The 21599-nt window shown below is 71.0% G+C and carries 19 protein-coding genes; 7 read left to right on the plus strand and 12 right to left on the minus strand.

Annotation, left to right across the window (positions count from 1 at the left end; genetic code table 11):
• Nucleotides 1-84: 84 nt before the first annotated feature.
• The 4 genes from infB to rimP all read right to left on the minus strand — a co-directional run bounded on the left by infB (nt 85) and on the right by rimP (nt 5985).
• Nucleotides 85-3294 (minus strand): translation initiation factor IF-2, encoded by a 3210-nt coding sequence (gene infB, locus NR792_RS16795; protein WP_375761038.1) that lies wholly within the window; start codon nt 3292-3294, stop codon nt 85-87.
• A gap of 120 nt (nt 3295-3414) precedes the next feature.
• On the minus strand, nt 3415-3711 hold the full coding sequence (locus tag NR792_RS16800; RefSeq protein ID WP_171417108.1) for a YlxR family RNase P modulator: 297 nt from the start codon (nt 3709-3711) through the stop codon (nt 3415-3417).
• A gap of 17 nt (nt 3712-3728) precedes the next feature.
• Nucleotides 3729-5429: a transcription termination factor NusA gene (gene nusA, locus NR792_RS16805; protein WP_375761039.1), complete on the minus strand. Its 1701-nt coding sequence runs from the start codon at nt 5427-5429 to the stop codon at nt 3729-3731.
• Nucleotides 5430-5499: 70 nt separating this feature from the next.
• On the minus strand, nt 5500-5985 hold the full coding sequence (gene rimP / locus NR792_RS16810) for a ribosome maturation factor RimP (RefSeq protein ID WP_375761040.1): 486 nt from the start codon (nt 5983-5985) through the stop codon (nt 5500-5502).
• A gap of 210 nt (nt 5986-6195) precedes the next feature.
• On the opposite strand from rimP, the gene NR792_RS16815 reads away from it, so the two are divergent.
• From NR792_RS16815 to NR792_RS16840, 6 genes are all read left to right on the plus strand, one after another.
• Nucleotides 6196-6999 (plus strand): carbon-nitrogen hydrolase family protein, encoded by an 804-nt coding sequence (locus NR792_RS16815; RefSeq protein WP_375761041.1) that lies wholly within the window; start codon nt 6196-6198, stop codon nt 6997-6999.
• A gap of 127 nt (nt 7000-7126) precedes the next feature.
• Nucleotides 7127-7537: a FecR domain-containing protein gene (locus NR792_RS16820; protein ID WP_375761042.1), complete on the plus strand. Its 411-nt coding sequence runs from the start codon at nt 7127-7129 to the stop codon at nt 7535-7537.
• Nucleotides 7534-8400, plus strand: a complete 867-nt coding sequence (locus NR792_RS16825) for a peptidoglycan-binding protein LysM (RefSeq protein WP_375761043.1) — start codon at nt 7534-7536, stop codon at nt 8398-8400. Before NR792_RS16820 ends, NR792_RS16825 begins: the two co-directional genes overlap by 4 nt.
• A 28-nt stretch (nt 8401-8428) precedes the next feature.
• Nucleotides 8429-10147: an HD domain-containing phosphohydrolase gene (locus NR792_RS16830; RefSeq protein ID WP_375761044.1), complete on the plus strand. Its 1719-nt coding sequence runs from the start codon at nt 8429-8431 to the stop codon at nt 10145-10147.
• A 59-nt stretch (nt 10148-10206) separates the two neighbouring features.
• Entirely contained in the window at nt 10207-10596 is a 390-nt protein-coding gene (locus NR792_RS16835) for a DUF971 domain-containing protein (protein WP_375761045.1), read from the plus strand.
• Between the two features lie 31 nt (nt 10597-10627).
• The gene (locus NR792_RS16840; protein WP_375761046.1) at nt 10628-12607 is read left to right on the plus strand and encodes a serine/threonine-protein kinase; all 1980 of its coding nucleotides are present in this window, start codon (nt 10628-10630) and stop codon (nt 12605-12607) included.
• A gap of 37 nt (nt 12608-12644) precedes the next feature.
• Here NR792_RS16840 and NR792_RS16845 read toward each other — a convergent pair whose 3' ends face one another.
• The 5 genes from NR792_RS16845 to NR792_RS16865 all read right to left on the minus strand — a co-directional run bounded on the left by NR792_RS16845 (nt 12645) and on the right by NR792_RS16865 (nt 16304).
• The gene (locus NR792_RS16845) at nt 12645-13187 is read right to left on the minus strand and encodes a ClpXP protease specificity-enhancing factor SspB (protein WP_375761047.1); all 543 of its coding nucleotides are present in this window, start codon (nt 13185-13187) and stop codon (nt 12645-12647) included.
• A gap of 35 nt (nt 13188-13222) precedes the next feature.
• The gene (gene smpB / locus NR792_RS16850; protein WP_223636257.1) at nt 13223-13708 is read right to left on the minus strand and encodes an SsrA-binding protein SmpB; all 486 of its coding nucleotides are present in this window, start codon (nt 13706-13708) and stop codon (nt 13223-13225) included.
• A 17-nt stretch (nt 13709-13725) separates the two neighbouring features.
• Complete coding sequence (gene panC / locus NR792_RS16855) at nt 13726-14580, minus strand: pantoate--beta-alanine ligase (RefSeq protein WP_375761048.1); 855 nt, start codon at nt 14578-14580, stop codon at nt 13726-13728.
• A gap of 2 nt (nt 14581-14582) precedes the next feature.
• Nucleotides 14583-15491 carry a 3-methyl-2-oxobutanoate hydroxymethyltransferase gene (gene panB / locus NR792_RS16860; protein WP_375761049.1) on the minus strand — a complete coding sequence of 303 codons (909 nt, stop codon included), beginning with the start codon at nt 15489-15491 and terminating at the stop codon, nt 14583-14585.
• Nucleotides 15492-15662: 171 nt separating this feature from the next.
• The gene (locus NR792_RS16865) at nt 15663-16304 is read right to left on the minus strand and encodes a deoxynucleoside kinase (protein ID WP_120527230.1); all 642 of its coding nucleotides are present in this window, start codon (nt 16302-16304) and stop codon (nt 15663-15665) included.
• A gap of 182 nt (nt 16305-16486) precedes the next feature.
• Between NR792_RS16865 and NR792_RS16870 the strand changes: the two genes are divergently transcribed.
• Nucleotides 16487-16777, plus strand: coding sequence for a hypothetical protein (locus NR792_RS16870; protein ID WP_375761050.1), 291 nt, complete (start codon nt 16487-16489; stop codon nt 16775-16777).
• An 18-nt stretch (nt 16778-16795) separates the two neighbouring features.
• Here the strand turns inward: NR792_RS16870 and rsmA are convergent, their stop codons facing one another.
• The 3 genes from rsmA to NR792_RS16885 are packed head-to-tail and all read right to left on the minus strand — an operon-like array spanning nt 16796 to nt 21568.
• Nucleotides 16796-17686: a 16S rRNA (adenine(1518)-N(6)/adenine(1519)-N(6))-dimethyltransferase RsmA gene (gene rsmA, locus NR792_RS16875; RefSeq protein WP_375761051.1), complete on the minus strand. Its 891-nt coding sequence runs from the start codon at nt 17684-17686 to the stop codon at nt 16796-16798.
• A 10-nt stretch (nt 17687-17696) separates the two neighbouring features.
• Complete coding sequence (tsaD, locus tag NR792_RS16880; RefSeq protein WP_375761052.1) at nt 17697-18695, minus strand: tRNA (adenosine(37)-N6)-threonylcarbamoyltransferase complex transferase subunit TsaD; 999 nt, start codon at nt 18693-18695, stop codon at nt 17697-17699.
• A gap of 44 nt (nt 18696-18739) precedes the next feature.
• Nucleotides 18740-21568 (minus strand): response regulator, encoded by a 2829-nt coding sequence (locus NR792_RS16885; protein WP_375761053.1) that lies wholly within the window; start codon nt 21566-21568, stop codon nt 18740-18742.
• Between the last annotated feature and the right edge of the window lie 31 nt (nt 21569-21599).

A 21599-nucleotide genomic window follows, 5' to 3' on the forward strand; every position in this document is an offset into this window, starting at 1 on the left:
CCATCCCCCGGGAAAGGTGGGGCCTCCCCCGGGGTCCGTCGAGTGCGCCTCTCAAGGATGACGAGAGGCGCTGCCTCTTCCGGATTACGAGAGGCTCTGCCGGGTCTCCTCGATCTCGTAGGCCTCGATGATGTCGCCGGCCTTGAGGTCGTTGAAGTTCTCGATGCCGATACCGCACTCGAAGCCCTGCGCGACTTCCTTCACGTCGTCCTTGAAGCGGCGCAGCGACGCCATCTTGCCGGAGAAGAGCTGCTTGTTCTCGCGCATGAGGCGCACGAACGAGCCGCGCTTCATCACGCCGTCCAGGACGGCCGCGCCGGCGATGGTGCCCAGCTTCGGCACGTTGAAGGTGTTGCGCACCTCCGCACGGCCCAGCTTGCGCTCGGTGCGGATGGGCTCCAGGAGGCCCTCCATCTCCGTGCGCACCCCGTCGATGAGCTCGTAGATGATGGAGTAGCTCTGCAGCGTCACCTGCTGCGCCTTGGCCGCGGCCTCCGCGCCCGACTCGGGCTTCACGTTGAAGCCCAGCACGACGCCCTTGGAAGCGGCGGCGCGCATGACGTCGGTCTCCGTGATGGCGCCCACGCCCGCGTCGATGATGACCACCCGCACCTTGTGCGTGGTGAGCTTCTCGACCGCCTGGCGCACGGCCTCCGCGGAGCCCTGCACGTCCGCCTTGATGATGACGCGCAGCTCCTTGGGCCCGCCGCCCGCCTTCGTCTTGGCGAAGAGCTGGTCCAGGGACTCGCGGCTGACCTTGCTGAGCTCGGCCTGACGCTCCTTCATGCCGCGGTGGTCGGCGATCTGCTTGGCCGCCTTCTCGTCGGACACCACGTTGATGGCGTCACCCGCGGTGGGCACGCCGGACAGGCCGACGACCTCCGCGCAGTAGCCCGGCTTCACTTCCTTCACCGACTCGCCGCGGCTGTTGTTCATGGCGCGGACGCGGCCGTAGTGCGTACCGGTGACGATGGCGTCGCCCAGCTTGAGCGTGCCCTCCTGCACCAGCACCGTGGCCACGGGACCGCGGCCACGCTCCAGCTTCGCTTCCACGATGGCGCCCACGGACGGACGCGCCGGGTTGGCGGTCAGCTCGAGGACCTCCGCCTGCAGCGCCAGGTTCTCCAGGAGGAGATCCAGGTTCATCTTCGTCTTCGCGGAGACGGGCACCATGATGGTGTCGCCGCCCCACTCTTCCGGCACCAGCTCCTGGCTCGCGAGGTCCTTCTTCACGCGGTCGGGGTTGGCGCCCGGGACGTCCATCTTGTTGATGGCGACGACGATGGGCACCTCCGCCTGCTTCGCGTGCTTGATGGCCTCCACGGTCTGGGGCATCACGCCGTCGTCCGCGGCCACCACCAGCACCACGATGTCCGTCACGTTGGCGCCACGGGCGCGCATGGACGTGAAGGCCTCGTGGCCCGGGGTGTCCAGGAACGTGACGTCGCCGCGCGCGGTGGACACGCTGTACGCGCCGATGTGCTGGGTGATGCCGCCCGCCTCGCCCGCGGCCACGCTGGCCTGGCGGATGGCGTCCAGGAGGCTCGTCTTGCCGTGGTCGACGTGGCCCATGATGGTGACCACCGGCGGACGGGGACGCTCGTCCTCGGCCTTGGCCGCGATCTCCGGCAGGTAGTCCTCCACCTCGAAGCCGACGCGCTCCACCTTCCAGTGGTAGTCGCTGGCGATGAGCTCCGCGGTGTCGGCGTCCAGGATCTGGTTCGCCGTGGCCATCTTCTGCATGCCCATCAGCTTCTTGATGAGCTCCGCGGTGCGGATGCCCATGCGCTGACCCAGGTCGGAGACGCTGATGCCCTCCTGGAGCTTGATGACCTTCTTCTCCTCGGCCATCTGGGTGATCTGCGTCTTGGCGCCCTTCTTCGTGGGCTTGCGCTTCTTGCCGCGGATGGGGATCTGGATGCGGCCCCAGACCATGTCCGACAGCTCCTGCTTCGACACGCTGGTCGTCTCAGGACCCGTGCGCTTGCGCTGGCCACGCTCCTTGTTCTTGGAGACGTCCACGAGCTCGCGGCCGCGGCCCAGGTGATCCGGGACGACCTTGTACTCGCGCTTCTCCGTGCCGAGCGCCGTGCGGCCCGGGGCCATGGGGTACTGCTTGGCCTGGGTCGTGGTGGGCGTGACGCGGCGGACCTGGATGAGCGGGCGCGAAATCACCACGGCCTGGGTGGCCGTGGGGCGGGCCTGGGCGCCCGGCGTGGGCGCGACCTGGGCGTGCGGGACGCCACCGACCATGATGGTCGGGCCGCTCGGCTGCACCGGCGCTCCGGTGCCACCGGCCGTGGGGGGCGAGGACGGACGCACCGGCCCCGTCTGGCCCGGACGCGCCTGAATGGGCGCTCCCGGACGGCTCTGCATGGGCGGCGAGCCCGGACGCCCCTGCATGGGCGCGCCAGGACGGCTGCCCGGCCCCGCGGGCCCACCCGGACGGCTGCCGGGACCACCCGGCCCCCCCGGACGGCTGCCCGGCGGCCCACCAGGGCGCCCGCCCGTGGAACCCGGACGCTGCACGTAGCCGGGACCTCGGGAGATGACCGTCGCGGACGTCGACGTGGAAGAAGGCGTCCGTGCGGTGGGCGGGACCGGCGAGCGCGGAGGGGGGTTGGGCAAGCGGGGACTCTCCTGCGTAGGACTGCGCGGTGTCGCCGTGGCCGGGGTCGGCTCGGCGGCCCGGGGCGTCTCCACCACGGCCGCGGGAGGCGGGGTGGACGGCGGCGTCACGGGCGGGGTGGCGGATGCGGCAACAGGCGTGGGGGCCGGAGCCTCGGGCGCCGGCGGCGCCTCCGGGGCTGCGGCGATGGTTGCGACGGTGGCCTCCGGCGGCGGGGCCGTCACGGCCGGCGCCTCCGGAGCCCGGGCCACGGGGGCCTGCTCCACGGCGGCGGGCGGCGGCTCCACGGCGGCGGGAGCCTGCTGCGGCTCCGGCTCCACGGGGGCGGCGGCCTGCGGCTCCTGCGCGGGCTCCGGCTCGTAGGCCTGCTCGTTCGACTGCGCGTAGGCGTCCTGGCTCTCCTGGGCGGACGCGCCCGCGGGAGGACCGACCTTGCGGCGCACCACGAAGCCCTTGGCGGCGACGGGAGGGGCGGCCTGCTTCGGCTTGCGCTTGTCCAGGATCTTCTGGACCGCGGCGGTGGCCTGGTCGTCATCCAGGGAGGACGAGTGGCTCTTGACGTCGTAACCCAGCCCGGCGAGCTCGGTCACGACCTCCTTGTTGTCGAGCTCAATCCCGTGGCTCTTGAGCTCCTTGGCGATTTCGTGAACGCGCTTCTTCGACATACCTTGATTGGCCTTCTGCTCCGCCAGCGACGAGGCCGAGCACCCTAGTCCAAAGCCGAAATTGTGTGCGAGTGGAGCTTAATAGCCACCTCCCCCCGCAACCTCTCCACCCACCCGCCCTCACTCCCAAGCCTGTCCGAGTGCAGACGGGTCGACCTGCCCCGCCTTGCCCCGGAAGGCCCTGCCCAGCGCCTTACGCTTGAGCGCTGCCGTCAAACAACCGGCACCGCACAGGTACGCCCCCCGCCCCGGCAACCTCCGCCGCCTGTCCGCCACCACGCCGCCCTGGGGACCTACCACGAACCGGGTGAGTTCCGCCTGTGACTTGCGCGAACCGCACCCGACGCAGGTCCTGACCGGACCTGACGTCGTGATTTCCATGGGATGTGTCCCCGGCCGTTTCGTTGCGCGGCGCATCTCCCTACCCCCTGTCGTTACGGTGCCTTGGCCGCTTCCGCGCCCTCCGAGCCGCCAGCCGACGCCAGCAGCCCCCGCTCCGCGTTCAGTTCCGCGCGCAGCTTGGCCTCTTCCACCAGGTAGTTCTCCGCCGCGCTCTTCAGCTGGCGGGCCTTCTTGATGCCCACGCCCGGCACGTCGCCCAGGCGGGTGAGGTCCTTCTCGTTCGCGATGTCCTCCACCGTGCGGTAGCCGGCGAGGATGAGCTGCTCGATGGTCTTCTCACCGACGCCGCGCACGCGCGCCATGCGCTCCGGCTGGGACAGCTCGTCCGGGTGGCGGCGGGCCTCGGCCAGGCGGGCCTGCTCGCGCTCGTAGTCCATGCGCGACAGCTCCTGCTGGTCCTCCACCATGCGCTTCTTGGCCTCCTCCTGCATGGCCGCGATGCGGGTGGGGTCGATGCCGGGAATCTGCGCCAGCATCTCCGCATTGGCGTCCGCCACGTCACGCGCCTGACGGAAGCCGTGCGCGTAGAGCGTCTCCACCAGCATCTCGTTGACGCCCGGCAGGGCGCCCAGGGAGCGGCTGGCGAACTCGCGCATCTCCCGCACGCGGCTCTCGCTGTTGATGTCCAGCTTCCAGCCGGTGAGCTGGGCGGCCAGGCGCACGTTCTGCCCGCGCCGGCCGATGGCCAGCGACAGCTGGTCGTCCGGGACGATGAGCTCCATGGCGTGGTTCGCCTCGTCGATGATGACGCGGCTGACCTCCGCGGGGGCCAGGGCCGAGCACACGAAGCGCGCCGGGTCCTCGTCGTAGGGGACGATGTCGATCTTCTCCCCGCGCAGCTCCTGCACCACCGCCTGCACGCGGCTGCCCTTCATGCCCACGCACGCGCCCACCGGATCCACGTCCGAGTCGCGGCTGGACACGGCGATCTTCGCGCGGCCACCGGGCTCGCGCGCCGCCGCCTCGATGACGACGATGCCCTCCGCGATTTCCGGCACCTCCATCTCGAAGAGCTTGGTGAGCAGGTTCACGGACGCGCGGGACAACACGATCTGCGGGCCCTTGGACTCACGGAGCACGTCCAGCACGTACGCCTGGACGCGGTCGCCGGGGCGGTAGGTCTCACGGGGGACCTGCTCGCGCACGGGCAGCACGGCCTCCGCGCGGCCCAGGTCCACCACGATGTTGCCGCGCTCGAACCGGCGGGCGATGCCCGTGACGATCTCGTTCTTGCGGTCCTTGTACTCGTTGAAGACGTTCTCGCGCTCGGCGTCGCGGGTGCGCTGCAGGATGACCTGCTTGGCCGTCTGCGCCGCGATGCGGCCGAAGCCGCGGCGGAAGGTCTTCAGGCGGAGGATGTCGCCGTACTGGTCGTCCTGGGCCTTGGCCTCGGCGGCGTCCTCGTCCCGGTAGAAGATCTGGAAGACGAGCTCGTCACCGGGCTCCACCTCCATGCCCTTCTTGTGGGCCTCTTCCATGGTGATCTGGTTCACCGCCTGGACGGGGTCGGTGATCTCCGCGACCACGGTGATGGCCTGGAAGAGCTCCACGACGCCCTTGTCCGGGTCGTACTTGGCCTCCAGGTTGCGGTCCTGGCCAAAGTGCTTCTTGGCCGCGGTGTTCATCGCGTCCTCGAGGGTGGCAATGAGCACGGCCCGTTCGATGCCCTTGTCCTTGGCGACCTGATCCAGGACGAGGTTGAGGTTGACTGCCGGGTTGGCGGGCGTGGGCATGGCTTTGTCTTCTCCGAAAATGGGTCCACGGGCGGCCCTGGCGCGAACAGGGTCCCCTGTATGTCGGCTTCTAGAACTCGAACTCCAGATTGGCCTTGGCGATGTCCTTGAAGGGGATGACGAAGACGCCGCCCCCTTCCACGTCCACGGAGATGGCGTCGGCCGCCACATCGGTGAGCGTGCCGCTGAAGTTCTTCCGCGGAGGCTCGCCCAGCGGGCCGAAGGTCTTCACCTTGACCTTCTGCCCCTTCACCCGTTCGAAGTGTCCCGGCTTCTTCAAGGGCCGGTTCACCCCGGGGCTGGACACTTCCAGGTTGTATTCCTGGGGGATGAAGTCCTCCACGTCGAGCACCGGATCCACGGCGCGCGACACCTGGGAGCACTCCTCCAGTCCCACCCGGCCACCGGGCTTGTCGATGAACAACCGCAACACCCAGCCCTCGCGCTCGCGGACGTACTCCACGTCCAGGAGCTCCAGGCCTTCGTTCGCCACGATGGGGTCCAGCAGCGACGCCGCCTTCTCCTCCACCGTCTGTTTGATGTTCTTCGGCTCCATGGCCAGGAAACAGGTCTCCAAAAACGCGAAAAGCGGGCACGGCGGCCCACTTTTCGATGTGATGCGTTCGAAAAATGTCGGGGCGTCCGTAACACACGCCCCCTCGGGGTGTAAAGGAAGGACACACCCCGAGGCACCGGGTCAAACGCCCCCCGGGATTGAAGGATTCCCAGGGGTTCCGAGTGACGCCGGTGGCGTTATAACGCCCCCATGCACCTCATCGCCGCCGCCCAGATGGTGTCCACCGCGGACAAGGCCCACAACCTGGATGTGGCCACGCGCCTCGTGCGCCAGGCCGCCTCCCTGGGAGCCCACCTGGTGGGCCTGCCGGAGAACTTCTCCTGGATGGGTCCGGAGCCCGAGCGCCCCTCCGCCGCCGAGGGCCTGGACGGCCCCACGCTGAGCCGGATGGCGGAGCTGGCGCGGGGGACGAAGACGACGCTGCTGGCCGGCTCCATCCTGGAGGAGGGAGCGCCCGGCGGCCGGCTCTACAACACCAGCGTCCTGTTCGGCCCGGACGGCGCCCGGCTGGCGGTGTACCGGAAGATGCACCTGTTCGACGTGGACGTCGGCGACGGGGCCACCTACCAGGAGTCCGCGGCGGTGGCCCCCGGGACGGAGGTGGTGGCGGCGGACACGACGGTGGGCCGGCTGGGCATGAGCGTCTGCTACGACCTGCGCTTCCCGGAGCTGTACCGGCGGCTGTCGAAGGACGGGGCGACGCTGCTCGCGGTGCCGGCGGCCTTCACGATGATGACCGGCAAGGACCACTGGGAGGTGCTGCTGCGCGCCCGCGCCATCGAGAACCAGGCGTACGTGCTGGCGCCGGCCCAGGGCGGGCGGCACTCCGCGCAGCGGCTGACGTACGGCCACGCCATGGTGGTGGACCCGTGGGGCCTGGTGACGGCGCGGGCCTCCGAGGGCGAGGGACTGGCGCTGGCGCCGGTGGACCCGGAGCTCCAGGCACGCATCCGGCGGAATCTTCCATGCCTGGCGCACCGGCGGCTGGACTAGGCAGGCACCCGTGAACGGAATGGGGCGGGGGCCCTTCCCTGGCGGCTTTTCCGGGTAGAGTGCCCCCAGGAAGACCCCTCTGGTGAATGGACGACGCTGGCCTCCCCTGCTTTTCGCGGTCGCACTCATGGCCCTTCCTCCCGGCTGCACCGCCGATGAGAAGCCCCGAGGGCCCACCGAGGCGCCCCTGCCTCCGCCCGTTCCCCGCGCGCACCTGCGGGGGCTGACGGGGGACGTGCAGATCAAACGCGCGGTGGCGGACGAGTGGAGCTCCGCGCGCGACGAGCTGCCCCTCTACGAGAACGACAAGGTCCGCACCGAGGCCGGGGCCAGCGCCCAGCTGGTGTTCGCCAACGGCAGCAGCCTGCACCTGGGAGGCGATTCCCTGGTGGGCATCGCGGAGAGCAAGCTCCGAACGGACGTCACAGTCCTTCGGGGACGGGTGGACGCCACCCTCGAGAAGCCGGCCACCCAGTCGCTGTCCGTCACCACTCCATCCGCCACCGTCCGCGCGGGCAGGAAGATTGAATTCCAATGAAGGCCGCCCTCTGGCTCAGCGCGTGGATGGGGCTGTCCGTGGTGCCGTCAACCGCCCCGGCGGTGGGGCGCGAGCCTCCGGAAGGGGCCCGCCCCCCCGGAGGCGCCGCCACGCCAGGGCCGCGCAAGGCGCCCGGCACGGAGCCGCAGACGGCGCTCAAGGCGCTGGAGATGTCGCGCGCGGCGGTGAAGGCCGCGCCGGACGATGCGCGCCGCCGTGAGGCCGAGGCCCGCCTCAAGGACGCGGAGACGCACTACCAGGCCGCCCGGTACGCGGACGCGCTGCACAAGGCGGACGAGGCGTGGGCGCTGCTCAACCCGCCCCAGCCGTCCAACTTCACGGTGGAGGTGGACCACGACGGCGGCACCACCACCGTCACCCACCGCCAGGGTCCTCCCGTCACCGTGGAGGCGCAGCACGCCACGCGCGTGCTGGCGAGGGGCGAGTCCGTGCGCGTGCAGCAGGGCACCGTGCTGCCGGAGCCGCCCGTCGCGCCGCAGCTGGCGCAGCCCGCGGACAAGGCGCGGCTCACGCTGAAGCCCTCGTCCGGAGCCGGGGCCGGAGCCGGGGGCCTGCTGGGGCCGGTGACGCTGACGTGGGCGGCGGTCACGGGCGCCACGCGCTACGAGGTGGAGGTCGTCGCGGAAGGCGTGGAGGGTGGAGCGGCACCGGCGCCGGTGCGCTCGGTGGTGGCCGCGCGGCAATGGACGTTGCCGCCGCTGCCCGCGGGCCGTTATCGCTGGACGGTGACGGCGGTGAGTCCGGAGCAGGGGCGGTCCCTGCCCTCCCAGCCACGGCGCTTCGAGCTGGCCGCGGAATCGCTCGAACTCAACGTCAAGGTGAAGGACGGCTGGCAGAAGTAGCCGCCTGTCCGCGCGAGGAGCCACCGCCGTGCGACTTTTCAAAGCCATCCTCCTGCTGATGCTGGTGGTCAGCATCATCCCCACGCTGATGGTGGGCTGGTTGTCGGTGTCCCATACGCGGGAGCTGCTCATCCGCGACGCGCAGGAGCTGGCGCAGGAGCGCGTGAAGCAGCTGCGGCTCAAGGCGGAGAGCTTCCTGGAGGACCCCACGGAGATGGTGGTGGGGCTGTCCAGCGTGCCGGGCGGCTTCTTCACCCTGTCGCGCGACACGCAGAAGCTGCACATCGCGTCGGTGCTCAACCAGCGCCCGGAGGTGCTGGCGCTCACCGTGTTCGGCGCGGACCGGCAGCGGCTTCCCGGCCTGCAGGCCTTCGCGGTGCACGACATGGCGCCCAGCGCGGTGGCGGAGCACGAGGAGCGCGCGCGGGCGCTGCTGGATGAAGGGCTCACCGGGGTGCGCTACTCGGACGTGGTGGCGTCCCAGGGCGGCGGTGGCGGCGGGCCGGTGGTGACGCTGGCCTTCCCCGTGGGTGACCCGGTGCAGGGCTACATGGCCGCGGACATCACGCTCGCGGGCCTGCGGCAGATGCTGGCGCAGGAGCGCGTGGGCAGCACGGGGTTCGCGTACCTGGCGGACCGGCACGGCCGGCTGATTACCGGCGGCGGCGACCTGGGCGCGGTGGGCGACGACGTGTCGAACCGGCTGCCCCTGGCGCACCTGCTCAAGCAGCGCGAGGGCACGCCCGACACGGAGCTGTTCCACGTGGGCAACTTCGGCGAGGGGCGCGCGGCGGTGGTGTCCGCGTACTCGGTGCTGCCGGAGGCGGGCTGGGCCATCGTGTCCGAGCAGCCGGTGGAGCACGCCTACCGCCAGGTGGAGACCATGGAGCGGCGCATCCTCCTGGGCCTGGGCGGCGCCATCCTGGTGGCGCTGGTGCTGGCGGCCATCTTCTCCCGCAACCTCACGCAGCCCCTGAAGACCTTCATCGCGACGTCGCTGGAGCTGGCGCGCGGCAAGTTCGGCGTGGAGGTGCACCTCAAGCAGAAGAACGAGCTGGGAGAGCTGGCCCAGACGTTCAACTACATGAGCAAGCAGCTCATGGCGTACGACATGGAGACGCGCGGCCTCTACGAGAGCCTGGAGAAGGGCTACCTGGAGACCATCGTCGCGCTGGCCAACTCCATCGACTCCAAGGACGCGTACACGCGCGGCCACAGCCAGCGGGTGGGCGACGTGGCGGTGGAGATTGGCAAGGAGCTGAAGCTCACCGAGCGCGAGCTGCGGCAGCTGCAGTACGGCGGCATCCTCCACGACATCGGGAAGATTGGCATCGCGGAGAACATCCTCTGCAAGCAGTCGCGGCTCACCGACCAGGAGATGGCGACGATGCGCGAGCACCCCGCCATCGGAGACGCCATCATCGGGCCCGTCACCTTCCTGGGGCCGGTGCGCGCGTGCGTGCGCCACCACCACGAGCGCTGGGACGGCACGGGCTACCCGGACAAGCTCAAGGGCGAGTCCATCCCGCTGCTCGCGCGCATCGTGGCGTGCGCGGACACGTTCGATGCGTGCACCTCCACGCGCCCCTACCAGAAGGCCATGCCGCTGGAGAAGGCGATGGAGATCCTGGACAACCTGAGCGGCGCGCAGCTGGACCCCAAGGTGGTGGTGGCCCTGCGCGCGGTGCTGGCCCAGCGGGGCGTGCGGCTGGAAGGCCACCGGCAGCCCGTCAAGCTGGCTTCCTGAAGCTCCGCGCCCCGGGCCCTCTGCGGGTTTCACGGCAGCCACCCCACCCCGCCGGAAGGATGGTAGGGAGGGGGCTGCTGTGCTCCAAAGCCTTGGAAGGTGGACCGGTGAGCAACTTCTGGGATCGCATCAAGCCCGCGCCCAAGCCCGTCAGCGCGACGGATGCGAAGCTGTCCGCGGACGGCGAGTCTTTGACGCTGACGTGGGACGACGGCGTGACGACGACGGCCACGGCGCAGGTGCTGCGTCAGCAGTGCCCGTGCGCCGCGTGCGTGGACGAGTGGACGGCGAAGCGCACGCTGGACCCCTCGCAGGTGCCCGCGAACCTGCGCGTGCTGCAGATGCAGCCCGTGGGCAACTACGCGCTCGCGTTCGTCTTCAGCGACCAGCACAACACGGGCATCTACCCGTGGAAGCACCTGCGCGACATCACCCAGCCACAGGGCTGATGCGCCCCACCGCGCCCTACCGGAGGTCCTCGTGACGTCGCGCTATCGGCTGCTGCAACCGCTGGCCACGGGAGGCATGGCGGAGCTGTTCCTGGGAGTGGCGAAGGGCGCGGAGGGCTTCGAGCGCACCGTGGCAATCAAGCGCGTGCTGCCGCACCTGGCGCGCGAGACGGACATCGCGAACATGTTCGTCTCCGAGGCGCGGCTGGCCATGCTGCTGCAGCACCAGAACATCGTCACCGTGCACGACGTGGGAGAGAGCGCCGAAGGGCTCTTCCTGGTGATGGAGCTGGTGGACGGCTGGGACCTGGGCGCGCTGATGCGCGCGGTGACGCGGCAGGGGCTGCGGATTCCTCCGCACCTGGCGGTGTTCATCGCGAGCCAGGCCCAGGCGGGATTGCAGCACGCGTACCGGCGCCAGCACGGCGGCCAGGTGGTGATGACGGCGCACCGGGACGTGTCGCCGTCCAACCTGCTGGTGTCACGCGAAGGCGAGGTGAAGGTCACGGACTTCGGCATCGCGCGGCTCGCGGGCCTGTCGCGCACGGAGCCCGGGGCGTTCAAGGGCAAGGTGCCCTACGCGGCGCCGGAGGTCCTCCGGGGCGAGCCGGCCACGGCGCTGAGCGACCAGTTCTCGCTGGGCACGCTGCTGGCGGAGATGCTCGCGGGGCAGCACCCGTTCGGTGGATCCGCGGAGCCGATGGCGGTGGCGTACTCCATCCTCAACCGCGCGCCCGCGTCGCTGCCGGACGTGCCGGCGTCGCTGGCCACGCTGGTGCTGCGCATGCTGTCGCGCGACCCGGCGGGCCGCTTCCCCCAGCCGGAGGACGTGTCGGAGGCGCTCGCGCGGTGGCTGGCGACGACGGGTGAGCCCGCGTCGTCGCACGCGCTGGCGACCTTCCTGCGCGGGGTGCGGCTGCCCATGTCCGTGGGGGAGGTGGCCCGGGCCGCCCTCGCGGAGGCCCCCGAGTCGACGTCCGCGTCGTTCGTGATGTCCAGCGCGCCGCGCGAGGGCATGGACACGGGGCGGGTTCCGTCCGCGTCCGGCGCAGCCTCGGCCACGGTGGCCTATGGCGGAAAGGTTGCCGCTGCGTCGGGTGCGGCGGCGTCCGCGCCGTGGAAGGCACCTCCGGCGGCCGTCCCCGTCGGGGCGGAGGAAGAGGAGCCGTGGAGCCCGCCGGTGGGAGGCGTCTCGCTGTCCGCGTCCGGCGCCGTGGTCCACACCTGTGCGCTGTGTGGGTCCGCCCTGGAGTCCCCTGAGTCGCCCTGCGAGTCCTGCACGCGCGGGCCTTCCGCGAGCGGAGGTGCCGCGAGCGCGTCCCCCGTGGCTCCCGCGACCGCGGGCCCCAGGACGGCGACGGGCGCGGCTCCGGCCCGGACTGGAGGCCCGGTGCCCGGGACGGCGCGTGGGACGGAGTCCGCCGCGTCCGCACGGTCTCAAGCGAATGCCCCCGCGATGGCGGCGGCCTCTTCCGCGCGGCCCCGGGTGAACGCGCCCGCGGCCCAGGCTCCGGCGGATGCGCCCGCGCTGGCCACGCAGTCCCTGTCGGACGTGGGCGAGTCGGAGCGGGTGAACCGGCCCAGCATCCGGCAGGCGGCGCAGGGAGACCTGGAGCTGGAGGAGCGCGCGCCCCGCCCGGAGGAGACTCCGCATTGGGAGTTCGAACCTGTAGCGGCTCCCCGTCCCCGCAGGCGCTGGGGCCTGGCGGTGGCGCTGTTCGGCATCGCGGCGGTGCTCGCGGCGGGCGCGCTGTACCTGTGGCCCCGCTACGAGGCCCAGGTGATGCACGCGCTCGGGGCTCCGACGCCGCTCCTGTCCATCCGCAGCGAGCCCCCCGGCGCCACCGTCCTGGTGGACGGCGTGGAGGTGGGCGTGACGCCTCTGGCGATGGACAACACCTATCCCTCGCGCGCCATCCCCGTGCAGCTCAAGCTGCGGGGCTACCGCGCCTGGACGGGCACGTTCATGGGCGGGCGGAAGGCGGACGTGGAGGCGGAGCTCAAGCGCTGAAAAGCGTCACCGGGCTTCGGGCTCCGGGGCGGCCGCCCTACTTCACCAGCCGCAGGTGGCCACGGCGCGGCGGCTGCGGCTCGTCCGGGGGCCCACCCTCGGGCGGCGGCGGCGGGGCCACCTCCGGACGCGACTCCGGCTCGTCGGGGCGCTCGGCCTGCACCTCGCGCAGGAAGGCGCGGGGCCTTTCGGCGGCGACGGGCACGGGCGCGGGCGGCGGCGGACGGGAGACGGAGGCCGACGCCACCGGGGGCTGCTGGAGCAGCTCCGGCGGCATCTCCTCCGGGTACATCCAGAACTCCTTCGTCACGTGGCTGGCGATGGCGAACAGCGCCGACCAGGGCACGGCCACCGTGAAGCGCGAACCGGAGAAGCTCAGCGTGGAGCGCACGCCCCACTCCCCCACCGTGAGGTCGGGTGGCTCGAAACGGTAGGAGAGGTTGAGGCGCAGGTGCGCTTCGCCTCGGAGGCTGGCGGGGACGAGCACGCCGGGGCGGCGCGCGTCCAGGTGGATCATCACCATCCCCTGGTCGAGCGCGGCCAGCAGCCGCTCCTTCTTGTCGGAAACCTTCTTGTCCATTCCAGCCTGTCCGGCGGGGAATTGCGGGCGCGCCCTCAACGACGGCGCACTTCCCGGTCCATCTCCCGCTTCGTCTCCCGTTCCTTGATGTCGTGGCGGCGGTCTTCGTGCGTCTTGCCGCGGCACAGGCCCAGCTCCACCTTGGCCCGCCCCTTCCTGAAGTACAGCACGAGCGGGATGATGGAGTAACCGCGCTCGCGCACCTTGGCCGTCCACCGGTCTATCTCCGAGCGGTGCATCAGCAGCTTCCGGCCCCGGGTGGGCAGGTGGTCGAAGACGCTGGCCGCCTTGTAGGAGCCGATGTGGGCGTTGAGCAGGAACAGCTCCGTGCCCTTCTGGAGCGCGTAGGCGTCCGACAGGTTGGCCGTTCCTTCACGCAACGACTTCACCTCGCTCCCCGTGAGCTCCAGCCCGGCCTCTATCTTCTCATCCACCGTGTAGTCGAAGCGCGCACGCCGATTCTCGGCAATGAGCTTCACCCCCGGCTCCGCACCCACACCCTTCGACTTTCCAGCGGCCATAACGTGTCCCGAGTCTCCTAACCGGCCAGGGGCATGTTGTCGATGAGCCGCGTGGTGCCCGAGAAGGCCGCCACCAGCATGCGCGCCGTCTGTCCGGGCGCCACCGTCACCAGAGGTGCCAGCGTTCCGGCGTCCCGCACCTCCACGTAGTCCTCCCGGAGGTCCGCCGCCTGCAATTCACGGCGGGCGGCCTCCACCAGCGCTCCCGTGTCCCGGGTGCCGGAGGCGAGCAGGGCCTGGGCCGCCCGGATGCCCTTCGACAGGGCGAGCGCCCGGCGGCGTTCATCCGCGGACAGATAGGCGTTGCGGCTGCTCATGGCCAGCCCGTCCGGCTCGCGGATGGTGGGCATGCCCACGATGTCCGCGCCCAGGTGCAGGTCGCGGTTGAGCGTCTTGATGACCTGGAGCTGCTGGTAGTCCTTCTCCCCGAACAGCGCCACGGCCGGCCGGAACAGCGCCAGCAGCTGCGTGACGATGGTGGCAACGCCCCGGAAGTGGCCGGGACGCCGCTCGCCGCACAGCCCCTGGCTCACCTCCGTGACCTCCACGTAGGTCTGGTAGCCGGCGGGGTACATCGCCGCGGGCTCGGGCGCGAACACGGCCGTGACGCCCGCGCTCGCGCACTTCGCCAGGTCCCCCTCGAAGTCGCGCGGGTAGCGCGCCAGGTCCTCGCGGGGACCGAACTGCGTGGGGTTCACGAAGATGGAAGCGGCCACCACGTCCGCGCGCCGGCCGCCCTCCCTCATGAGCGACACGTGGCCCTCATGAAGGAAGCCCATGGTGGGCACGAGCGCCAGGGTCTTCCCCTCCTTCTGGAGGGACGCGACCCAGGCCTTCACTTCCGGAACGGTGCGCAGGACGTGGGGGGCCATGGCTAGACCGGAGCCCCGTAGATGCCGCCGACCTTCTCCGCGGCCTCGCCCGCGCCTTCCGCGTCGGGGACGACGGGCGTGGGCGTCACCAGGCGGATGCCCTTGGTGGCCTTGAAGCTGTGGTCCTCATCCGGGAAGGTGCCCGCGCGCACTTCGGAGAAGTACGTGTTCGCGGCCTCCGTGATGTTCCCGTGCAGGTTGGCGAAGCGCTTGACGAACTTCGGCTTGAAGTCCGGGTTCATGCCCAAGAGGTCGTAGCAGACCAGCACCTGGCCATCACAGTGCTTGCCCGCGCCAATGCCGATGGTCGGAATCTTCAGGCTCTGGGTGATGGTGCGCGCCAGCTCCAGCGGCACGCCCTCCAGCACCAGCGCGTAGCAACCCGCGGCCTCCAGCGCGAGCGCGTCATCCAGCATGCGGCGCGCGGCGTCCTCATCACGCCCCTGCACCACGTAGCCGCCCATCTTGTGCACCGACTGCGGCGTCAGCCCCAGGTGGCCCATGACGGGGATGCTGGCGCGGACGATGGCGCGCACGGTGTCGGCGAACTCGGCGCCGCCCTCCAGCTTCACGCTGCCCACGTTGCCTTCAGCCACGAGCCGCCCGGCGTTGCGCACCGCTTCCTGCGGCGACACCTGGTAGCTCATGAACGGCAGGTCGCCCACCACGTGCGCCCGCTTCGCGCCGCGGCTCACCGCCGCCGAGTGGTAGATCATCTGCTCCATGGTGACGGGCAGCGTGGAGTCCTGGCCCTGGATGACCATGCCCAGCGAGTCACCGACCAGGAGCACGTCCGCGCCTCCCTCGTCGAGGATGCGCGCGAACGTCGCGTCGTACGCGGTGACCATGCAGATCTTCTGACCGGACTGCTTCAGGCGCTTCAGCGTGTGGATGGTGACCTTGTCCTTCACGGTTCACCTCCTGTGGCAAGACGGGTGGGACAGCCGCGTGGAACGTCAGGCCCCTCGCCGTCCCCAGGGGGATCGCCGGAGGCCAGGGTTCCACGGGGATGCACTCTAACGCCCTCGGGGCCGCATGGGGGTTTAACCCACCATGCCAGCCAGCCAGCCGGGCGACGGCCGTCAGCCCCGGCGGGACCGGGGGGTGTAGTGCTGCACGCCGGACTTCGCGGACGCGATGGCCTGCATCAGGTCCTCGCGGTCCTGCTCGTTGTGCACGAAGTCGATGTCCGACGTGTTCACCACCAAGAGCGGCGTGTCCTGGTAGTGCGCGAAGAAGTCGTTGTACGCGTGCGTGAGCGACTCCAGGTAGCCCGCGTCGAACTTGCGCTCGAACTCACGGCCGCGCTTCTTGATGCGATGCAGCAGCACGTCCAGCTGCGCCTGGAGGTAGATGACCAGGTCGGGCTGCGGGACGCGGGGCCCCAGCGCCTCGAAGACGCGGTCGTAGAGGGCCAGCTCGTCCGAGGCCAGCGTGAGGTTGGCGAAGATGCGGTCCTTCGCGAACAGGTAGTCACTCACGGTGACGGCGCGGAACAGGTCCTGCTGGAAGAGCTCCTGCTGCTGCCGGAAACGCGACAGCAGGAAGAACACCTGCGTCTGGAACGCGAACTTCTGCCGGTCCGCGTAGAAGCTGGAGAGGAAGGGGTTCTCCTCCACCACCTCCAGGATGCGGCGGCTGCCCAGGCGCTCCGTGAGGAGGTTGGTGAGGCTCGTCTTGCCCACGCCGATGGGGCCTTCGACGACGATGTAGCGGTGGTCCATCGGCCCGAGGCCTCCGCCCCCGGAATCCACGCATGCGACACATGCGCGCGCGGGGGGCGGATAACACAACCATGCCCCCGTGCATCCGGCAATTTTCGCCGGGCCACCCCACCCTTGCGCCCTCCGAGGTCATCCCCTACGGTGCCCGCGAACACGCAAGCAGCGGGAGCAGCGGGCCACAGATGCGCGGCAGGCAGCGGGTGAAGACGGCGGTGGTGGACCTGGTGGAGCCCACGGAAGCGGTGCCCGCCGCCCGTACGGCCACGGCCCCGCCCGCACCTCCCGTGGACGTGGATCCACTGTATGGCGTGGCCCTGCTCAAGACGGCCTTCGAGCTGAAGCGCCGGCCGGAGGGCTCCGTGGACGACGTGCTCAGCGGCGTGCTCGCGCGCCTGCGCATCAACGAGGACGAGTTCCGCGCGTTCCTCGCCCAGCAGGGTGGGCTCCTGGCCGCGCTGGGCCAGAAGCGCTGAGCTTCCCCCAGTCCTCCCCTACTCCTCCGAGGTGTCCTCTTCCGGCGCGTCTGGCGACGGGTCTGGGGGCGGCGGCGCCATGGCGGTGACGGGGCCCAGGGCGCGCTCGATGGCGGCGAACTCCTCCGGGGCGAGCGTCTCCGCGCGGCGGCCCGGGTCGATGCCCGCCGTCTGCAGCGCGGCCAGCATCGCCTCTGGCGTCGCCAGGCCCTTGTCGGACTTGAGCGAGTTGATCAGCGTCTTGCGGCGCTGCGCGAAGCCGGCCTTCACCAGGCGCGTGAAGCGGGCCTCGTCCACCAGCGGCGCGCGGGGCTGCTTGAGCCGCGTGAGGCGCAGCACGGCGGAGTCCACCTTCGGGGGCGGATGGAAGCGCCACGCCTCCAGCGTGAGCACCTGCTCCACGTCGAAGTGCAGGCCGAGCAGCACCGTGAGCAGGCCGTAGTCGCGGTTGCCGGGCTCCGCGGCCAGCCGCACGACGACCTCCTTCTGGAGGGTGAAGACGGCGCGCGAGATGTGGGCGCGCTGCGCGAGCACCTGGAAGAGGATGGGGCTGGTGAGGTGGTACGGCAGGTTGCCCACGAGCGCGATTTCGGGCGCGCCGGCCACCTGGGCGAAGTCCACCGTGGCGGCGTTGCCGGGCACCACGCGCACGCCGGGGATGGCCTCCTTCTCCAGCACGGCCACCATGTCTCGGTCGCGCTCCACGGCGGTGACGCGCGCGCCGGTGGCGGCGAGGAAGCGCGTGAGGTGGCCCAGGCCCGGGCCCAATTCCACCACGGGCTCGCCCTCGCGCAGCGCGAGCGCGTCCGCGATGGACTGGAGCGCGTCCGGGTCTCCGAGGAAGTTCTGTCCCCAGCTGTGCTTGGCCCGCAGGCCGTGGCGCTTGAGGATGTCGCGCGGAGAATCCACTGTCAGGCCCCTACTCCATGCGCCAGGCGGGGTCGGCCGCGAGGCGGAAATCACCGCGCAAGCCGCGGCGCCACGCTTCATACCCCGCGACGGCGATCATCGCGCCATTGTCCGTGCACAACCGCACCGGCGGCAGGAACATGCGCAGCCCCCGCTCCTCCGCGCGCTGCTTGCACAGGGCCCTGAGCCGCGAGTTCGCCGCCACGCCGCCGCACAGCACCAGCTGCGTGTGGCCCAGCTTCTTCGCCGCGGCGACGAGCTTCTTCGACAGCACGTCCGCCACCGCCTCCTGGAAGGACGCGCACAGGTCGTGGAGGGCCTGGCCTTGCGGCACGCCGTGCTTCTGGACGTGGTGGAGCACCGACGTCTTGAGGCCAGAGAAGGACACGTCCAGGTTGTCGCCCGGCAGCGCGCGCGGGAAGCGGATGGCCTCCGGGTCGCCCTTCTGCGCCAGCTCGTCGATGGGCTGCCCGCCCGGGTACGGCAGGCCGAGGATGCGCGCCGTCTTGTCGTAGGCCTCGCCCGCGGCGTCGTCGCGCGTGCGGCCGACGAGGCGGTAGTTCCCGTAGTCGCGCACCTCGTAGAGGCTGGTGTGGCCGCCGGAGACGACGAGCCCCAGGAACGGCGGCGCGGGCGCGTCCGCCAAAAGGCGGATGGCCAGCAGGTGTCCTTCCAGGTGGTTGGCGCCCACGAAGGGCTTGCCGGTGGCGAGGCTCAGCCCCTTGGCCACCTGGAGCCCCACGAGCAGCGCGCCGATGAGGCCCGGGCCGGACGTGACGGCGAGCAGGTCGATGTCGTCCAGCGTCTTGTCCGCGCGGGTGAGGGCCTCGTGGACGACGGGCATCACCTGGACGATGTGGTTGCGGCTGGCCAGCTCCGGCACGACGCCGCCCCAGCGGCGGTGGATGTCCACCTGCGTGGAGACGACGTCCGACAGGACGCGCCGGCCGTCCTCCACGACGGCGGCGGCGGTTTCATCGCACGAGGTTTCAAGTCCCAGGACGAGCACGACGACTCCAGCAAGGACGGGAAGGCGGAGAGCGGACCGGCCGCCTAGCTGCCCATCCCCTTGAGCAGTGCGCGCACGTCCTCCGCCGAGCTCCCCGTCGGTTCGAGGAACAGATACTTCTTATAGGCCTCGGCCGCTCGGGTTTGATCGCCGGAGAACTGGAGCGAGCTGCCCAGCCAGAACCAGGCCTTCGCGTTCTTGGGCTCCGCCTTGACCACGTCCTGGAGCAGCTTCGCCGCCTCGCGGTAGCCGGCCTCGCTGGTGCTGCTGTTGTTCGCCAGGGAGATGCCCAGGCCCGTCTTCGCCTCGATGGAGGCGTTGTCCAGCGCGAGCGCCTTGCGGTAGGCGCCGACGGCCGACTTGAAGCTCTTGCGAGCCATCGCCGCGCGGCCGTCCTTGATGAAGTCCGCGTAGGTGAGCTTCGGCTGCGCCACGGGCGCCACGTCCGGGGGCGGCGTGGGCGTCGGAGCGACCGCGAGGCCCGCGTCGGGGACGGCGGCGGGCTCGGGCGTGGCCGTCTTCACCGGCGCCGTTCCCGCGTCCTCGGGGGCGGTGGCGATGGCGGCCTTCGGCGGGGTGACACCCGCGTCGGGCTGCGCGTCCACCGTCTTCACGGGCGGCGGCGTGACTTCCGGCGGAGGCGTCGTCTCCGGAGGCTTGCGCGCCTCCACGGGCTGCGTGGGCTGCGTCACCTTCGGTTCGGGGGGCTTGGGCGTCTCGGAGCTGCCCGAGCCCTTGGAGATGACCACCGCGGCCACGGCCGCCACCAGGAGCAGGCCGCCCGCGACGTAGAGGCCCGTGCGCTTGGGCTTCATCGCGGCGATCAGCGCCGCGTCGTCCTCGTCGTGCGCGGGCTTCGCGGCGGCGGGCTTCGTGGAGGCGGTGCTGTTCGCGGCCGTAGCCGTCGCGGTGCCGCTGCTGGCGTTCGCACCGGGTGCCGCCGTGTTCGCGCCGGAGTTCGCGGTGTTCGCGCCGGGAGCCGGAGCGCTCGCTCCAGACGTCGCGGGCGCGGAGGGTGCGGGCTCCGTGAAGTACGCTTCGGACGCGGGCACGTCGTGCGCGGCGGTGTCCACCGGCTCCATGGTGGGGGCCGGCTGCGCGTCGAAGGGCGTCGTCGCGGGGAACTCGACGTTGAGCGCCACCGGGGCCACCTGGGGCGGCACGATGCCGTGGCCCGGGTACGGCGGCAGCGCGAGCTGCTGCGGCGCGGCCTCCTCCACCGGCACTTCGTCCTGATGGGGCTCCGTGCCGCTGACCAGCGTCACCTCGGACGACGGCGGGGCCGGCGTGGGTGGCGGCACGGGCGCCAGCGGGCTGGGCGCGATGGCCGCGCCACCGAAGATGGGCGGACGCGAGGGCAGCGGCTCCACCGGCGCCGCCACGGGCGCGGCGGCGAACGGGCTGGGCGCGGGGGCCGGCGCGCGGGACGCGGACCCCCAGGGCGAACCGGGGCCCCAGGTGCTGGAGGAGCTCAGGCCCTCCGTGTCCACCCGGTTCCAGTCGAGCAGCAGGCTGCGCCGCGCGTGATCCACCGCGCGGTGCGCCGGGGGCGGCTCCACCAGGAACGCCGAGCCCTCCTGCGACAGCGGCGGGACGACGGGCTCCGTGCCCTCCTGTCCGAACGGAGGAGGCGCGCCCTCGCCGGGGCGGGTGCGCGGCGGGAAGATGATCACCTGCGCGGGCTGCGCGGAGACCGGCGCATGCGCCACCTCCGCCACCGGCGTGACCTCCTCCACGGGCGCGGGCGGGGCCTCCTCGACGGGCGCGACTTCCGCCACGGGCGCCGCTTCCACGGGGGGCGGCTCCACGGCGACCGGGACCTCCGCGGGCGCGGCCTCCTGCGCGGGCGCGACGTCCACCGGGATGGGCGGCGCGGTGTTCAGCCACTGCTCGATGCCCGGCTTGCTGCTCTGCACGGGCTCCAGCGGCGCGTTGCCCAGCTCGCGGATCAGCCCTTCGAAGTACAGCTTGCTGATGATGCCCAGCGCGGCCAGGTCCTCGAAGTCCGAGTCCTCCACCACGCGCGACAGCGCGCGCTTGCCGTCGAACAGGCGCAGGAGGCCGTTCACCTCGTCGGGGATCTCCGACAGGCGGTCCGCCAGCTGGTGGTAGTCGATCTCGAAGACCGTCTCCAGCGGCGGGAGCTGCTCGAGCATCCGGCCCCACTCGTCCAGCCGGCGCATGCCTTCCATGAGCAGGCCCTGCGTGGAGACCTCGATGCGCTCGGTGCGGTCCAACGTGGTGAACTGCACGTCGAACTGACCTTCGAACGTGTTGAGCAGGCGGTAGAAGGCGTTCTCGCCCTTGAGCCGGCCCAGCTCCGCGTCGATGACGCGGCCTTCCTTGAAGTAGACGACGCCGGTGCGCTCTCCCTGGATGGAGATGACGCCCGTCTTGCGGCCGATTTCAAACGTCTGGACCAGGTCCACGACGCCCATGTCGGCGAGGCTTCCCGCGAAGCCGCCCTTGGTCGTCTCGCGCTTCTCGATGCGTTCCTTCTCGGCCTTCTGAAGGATCATCTTCACGCGGGTGACGATCTCTTTGATGTAGATGGGCTTCGTCAGGTAGTCGTCGCCCCCGAGCTCCAGGCCGCGCACCTTGAACTCGACCGACTTCTGGTTCGTCAGGAAGACGAAGGGGATGAACTTGAAGCGCTCGTCGGACTTGAGCTGCTTGCAGAGCTCGAAGCCGTCCATCTCCGGCATCTTGGTGTCCGCGAGCACGAGGTCCGGCGGGCTGATCTGGACCTTCTCCAGCGCATCCTTGCCGTGGATCGCAGTCGTGACGGAGAAGCCCGCCTTCTTCAGGCTGACCTCCATCACGCGCAGACTCTTCGCGTCACCGTCGACGAGGAGCAGGTGCTGCTTGGCCACGTGGCATGCCTTTCAAAACGGGCGGGACGGC

The organism is Corallococcus exercitus (assembly GCF_042231735.1).
Classification (GTDB): domain Bacteria; phylum Myxococcota; class Myxococcia; order Myxococcales; family Myxococcaceae; genus Corallococcus; species Corallococcus exercitus_B.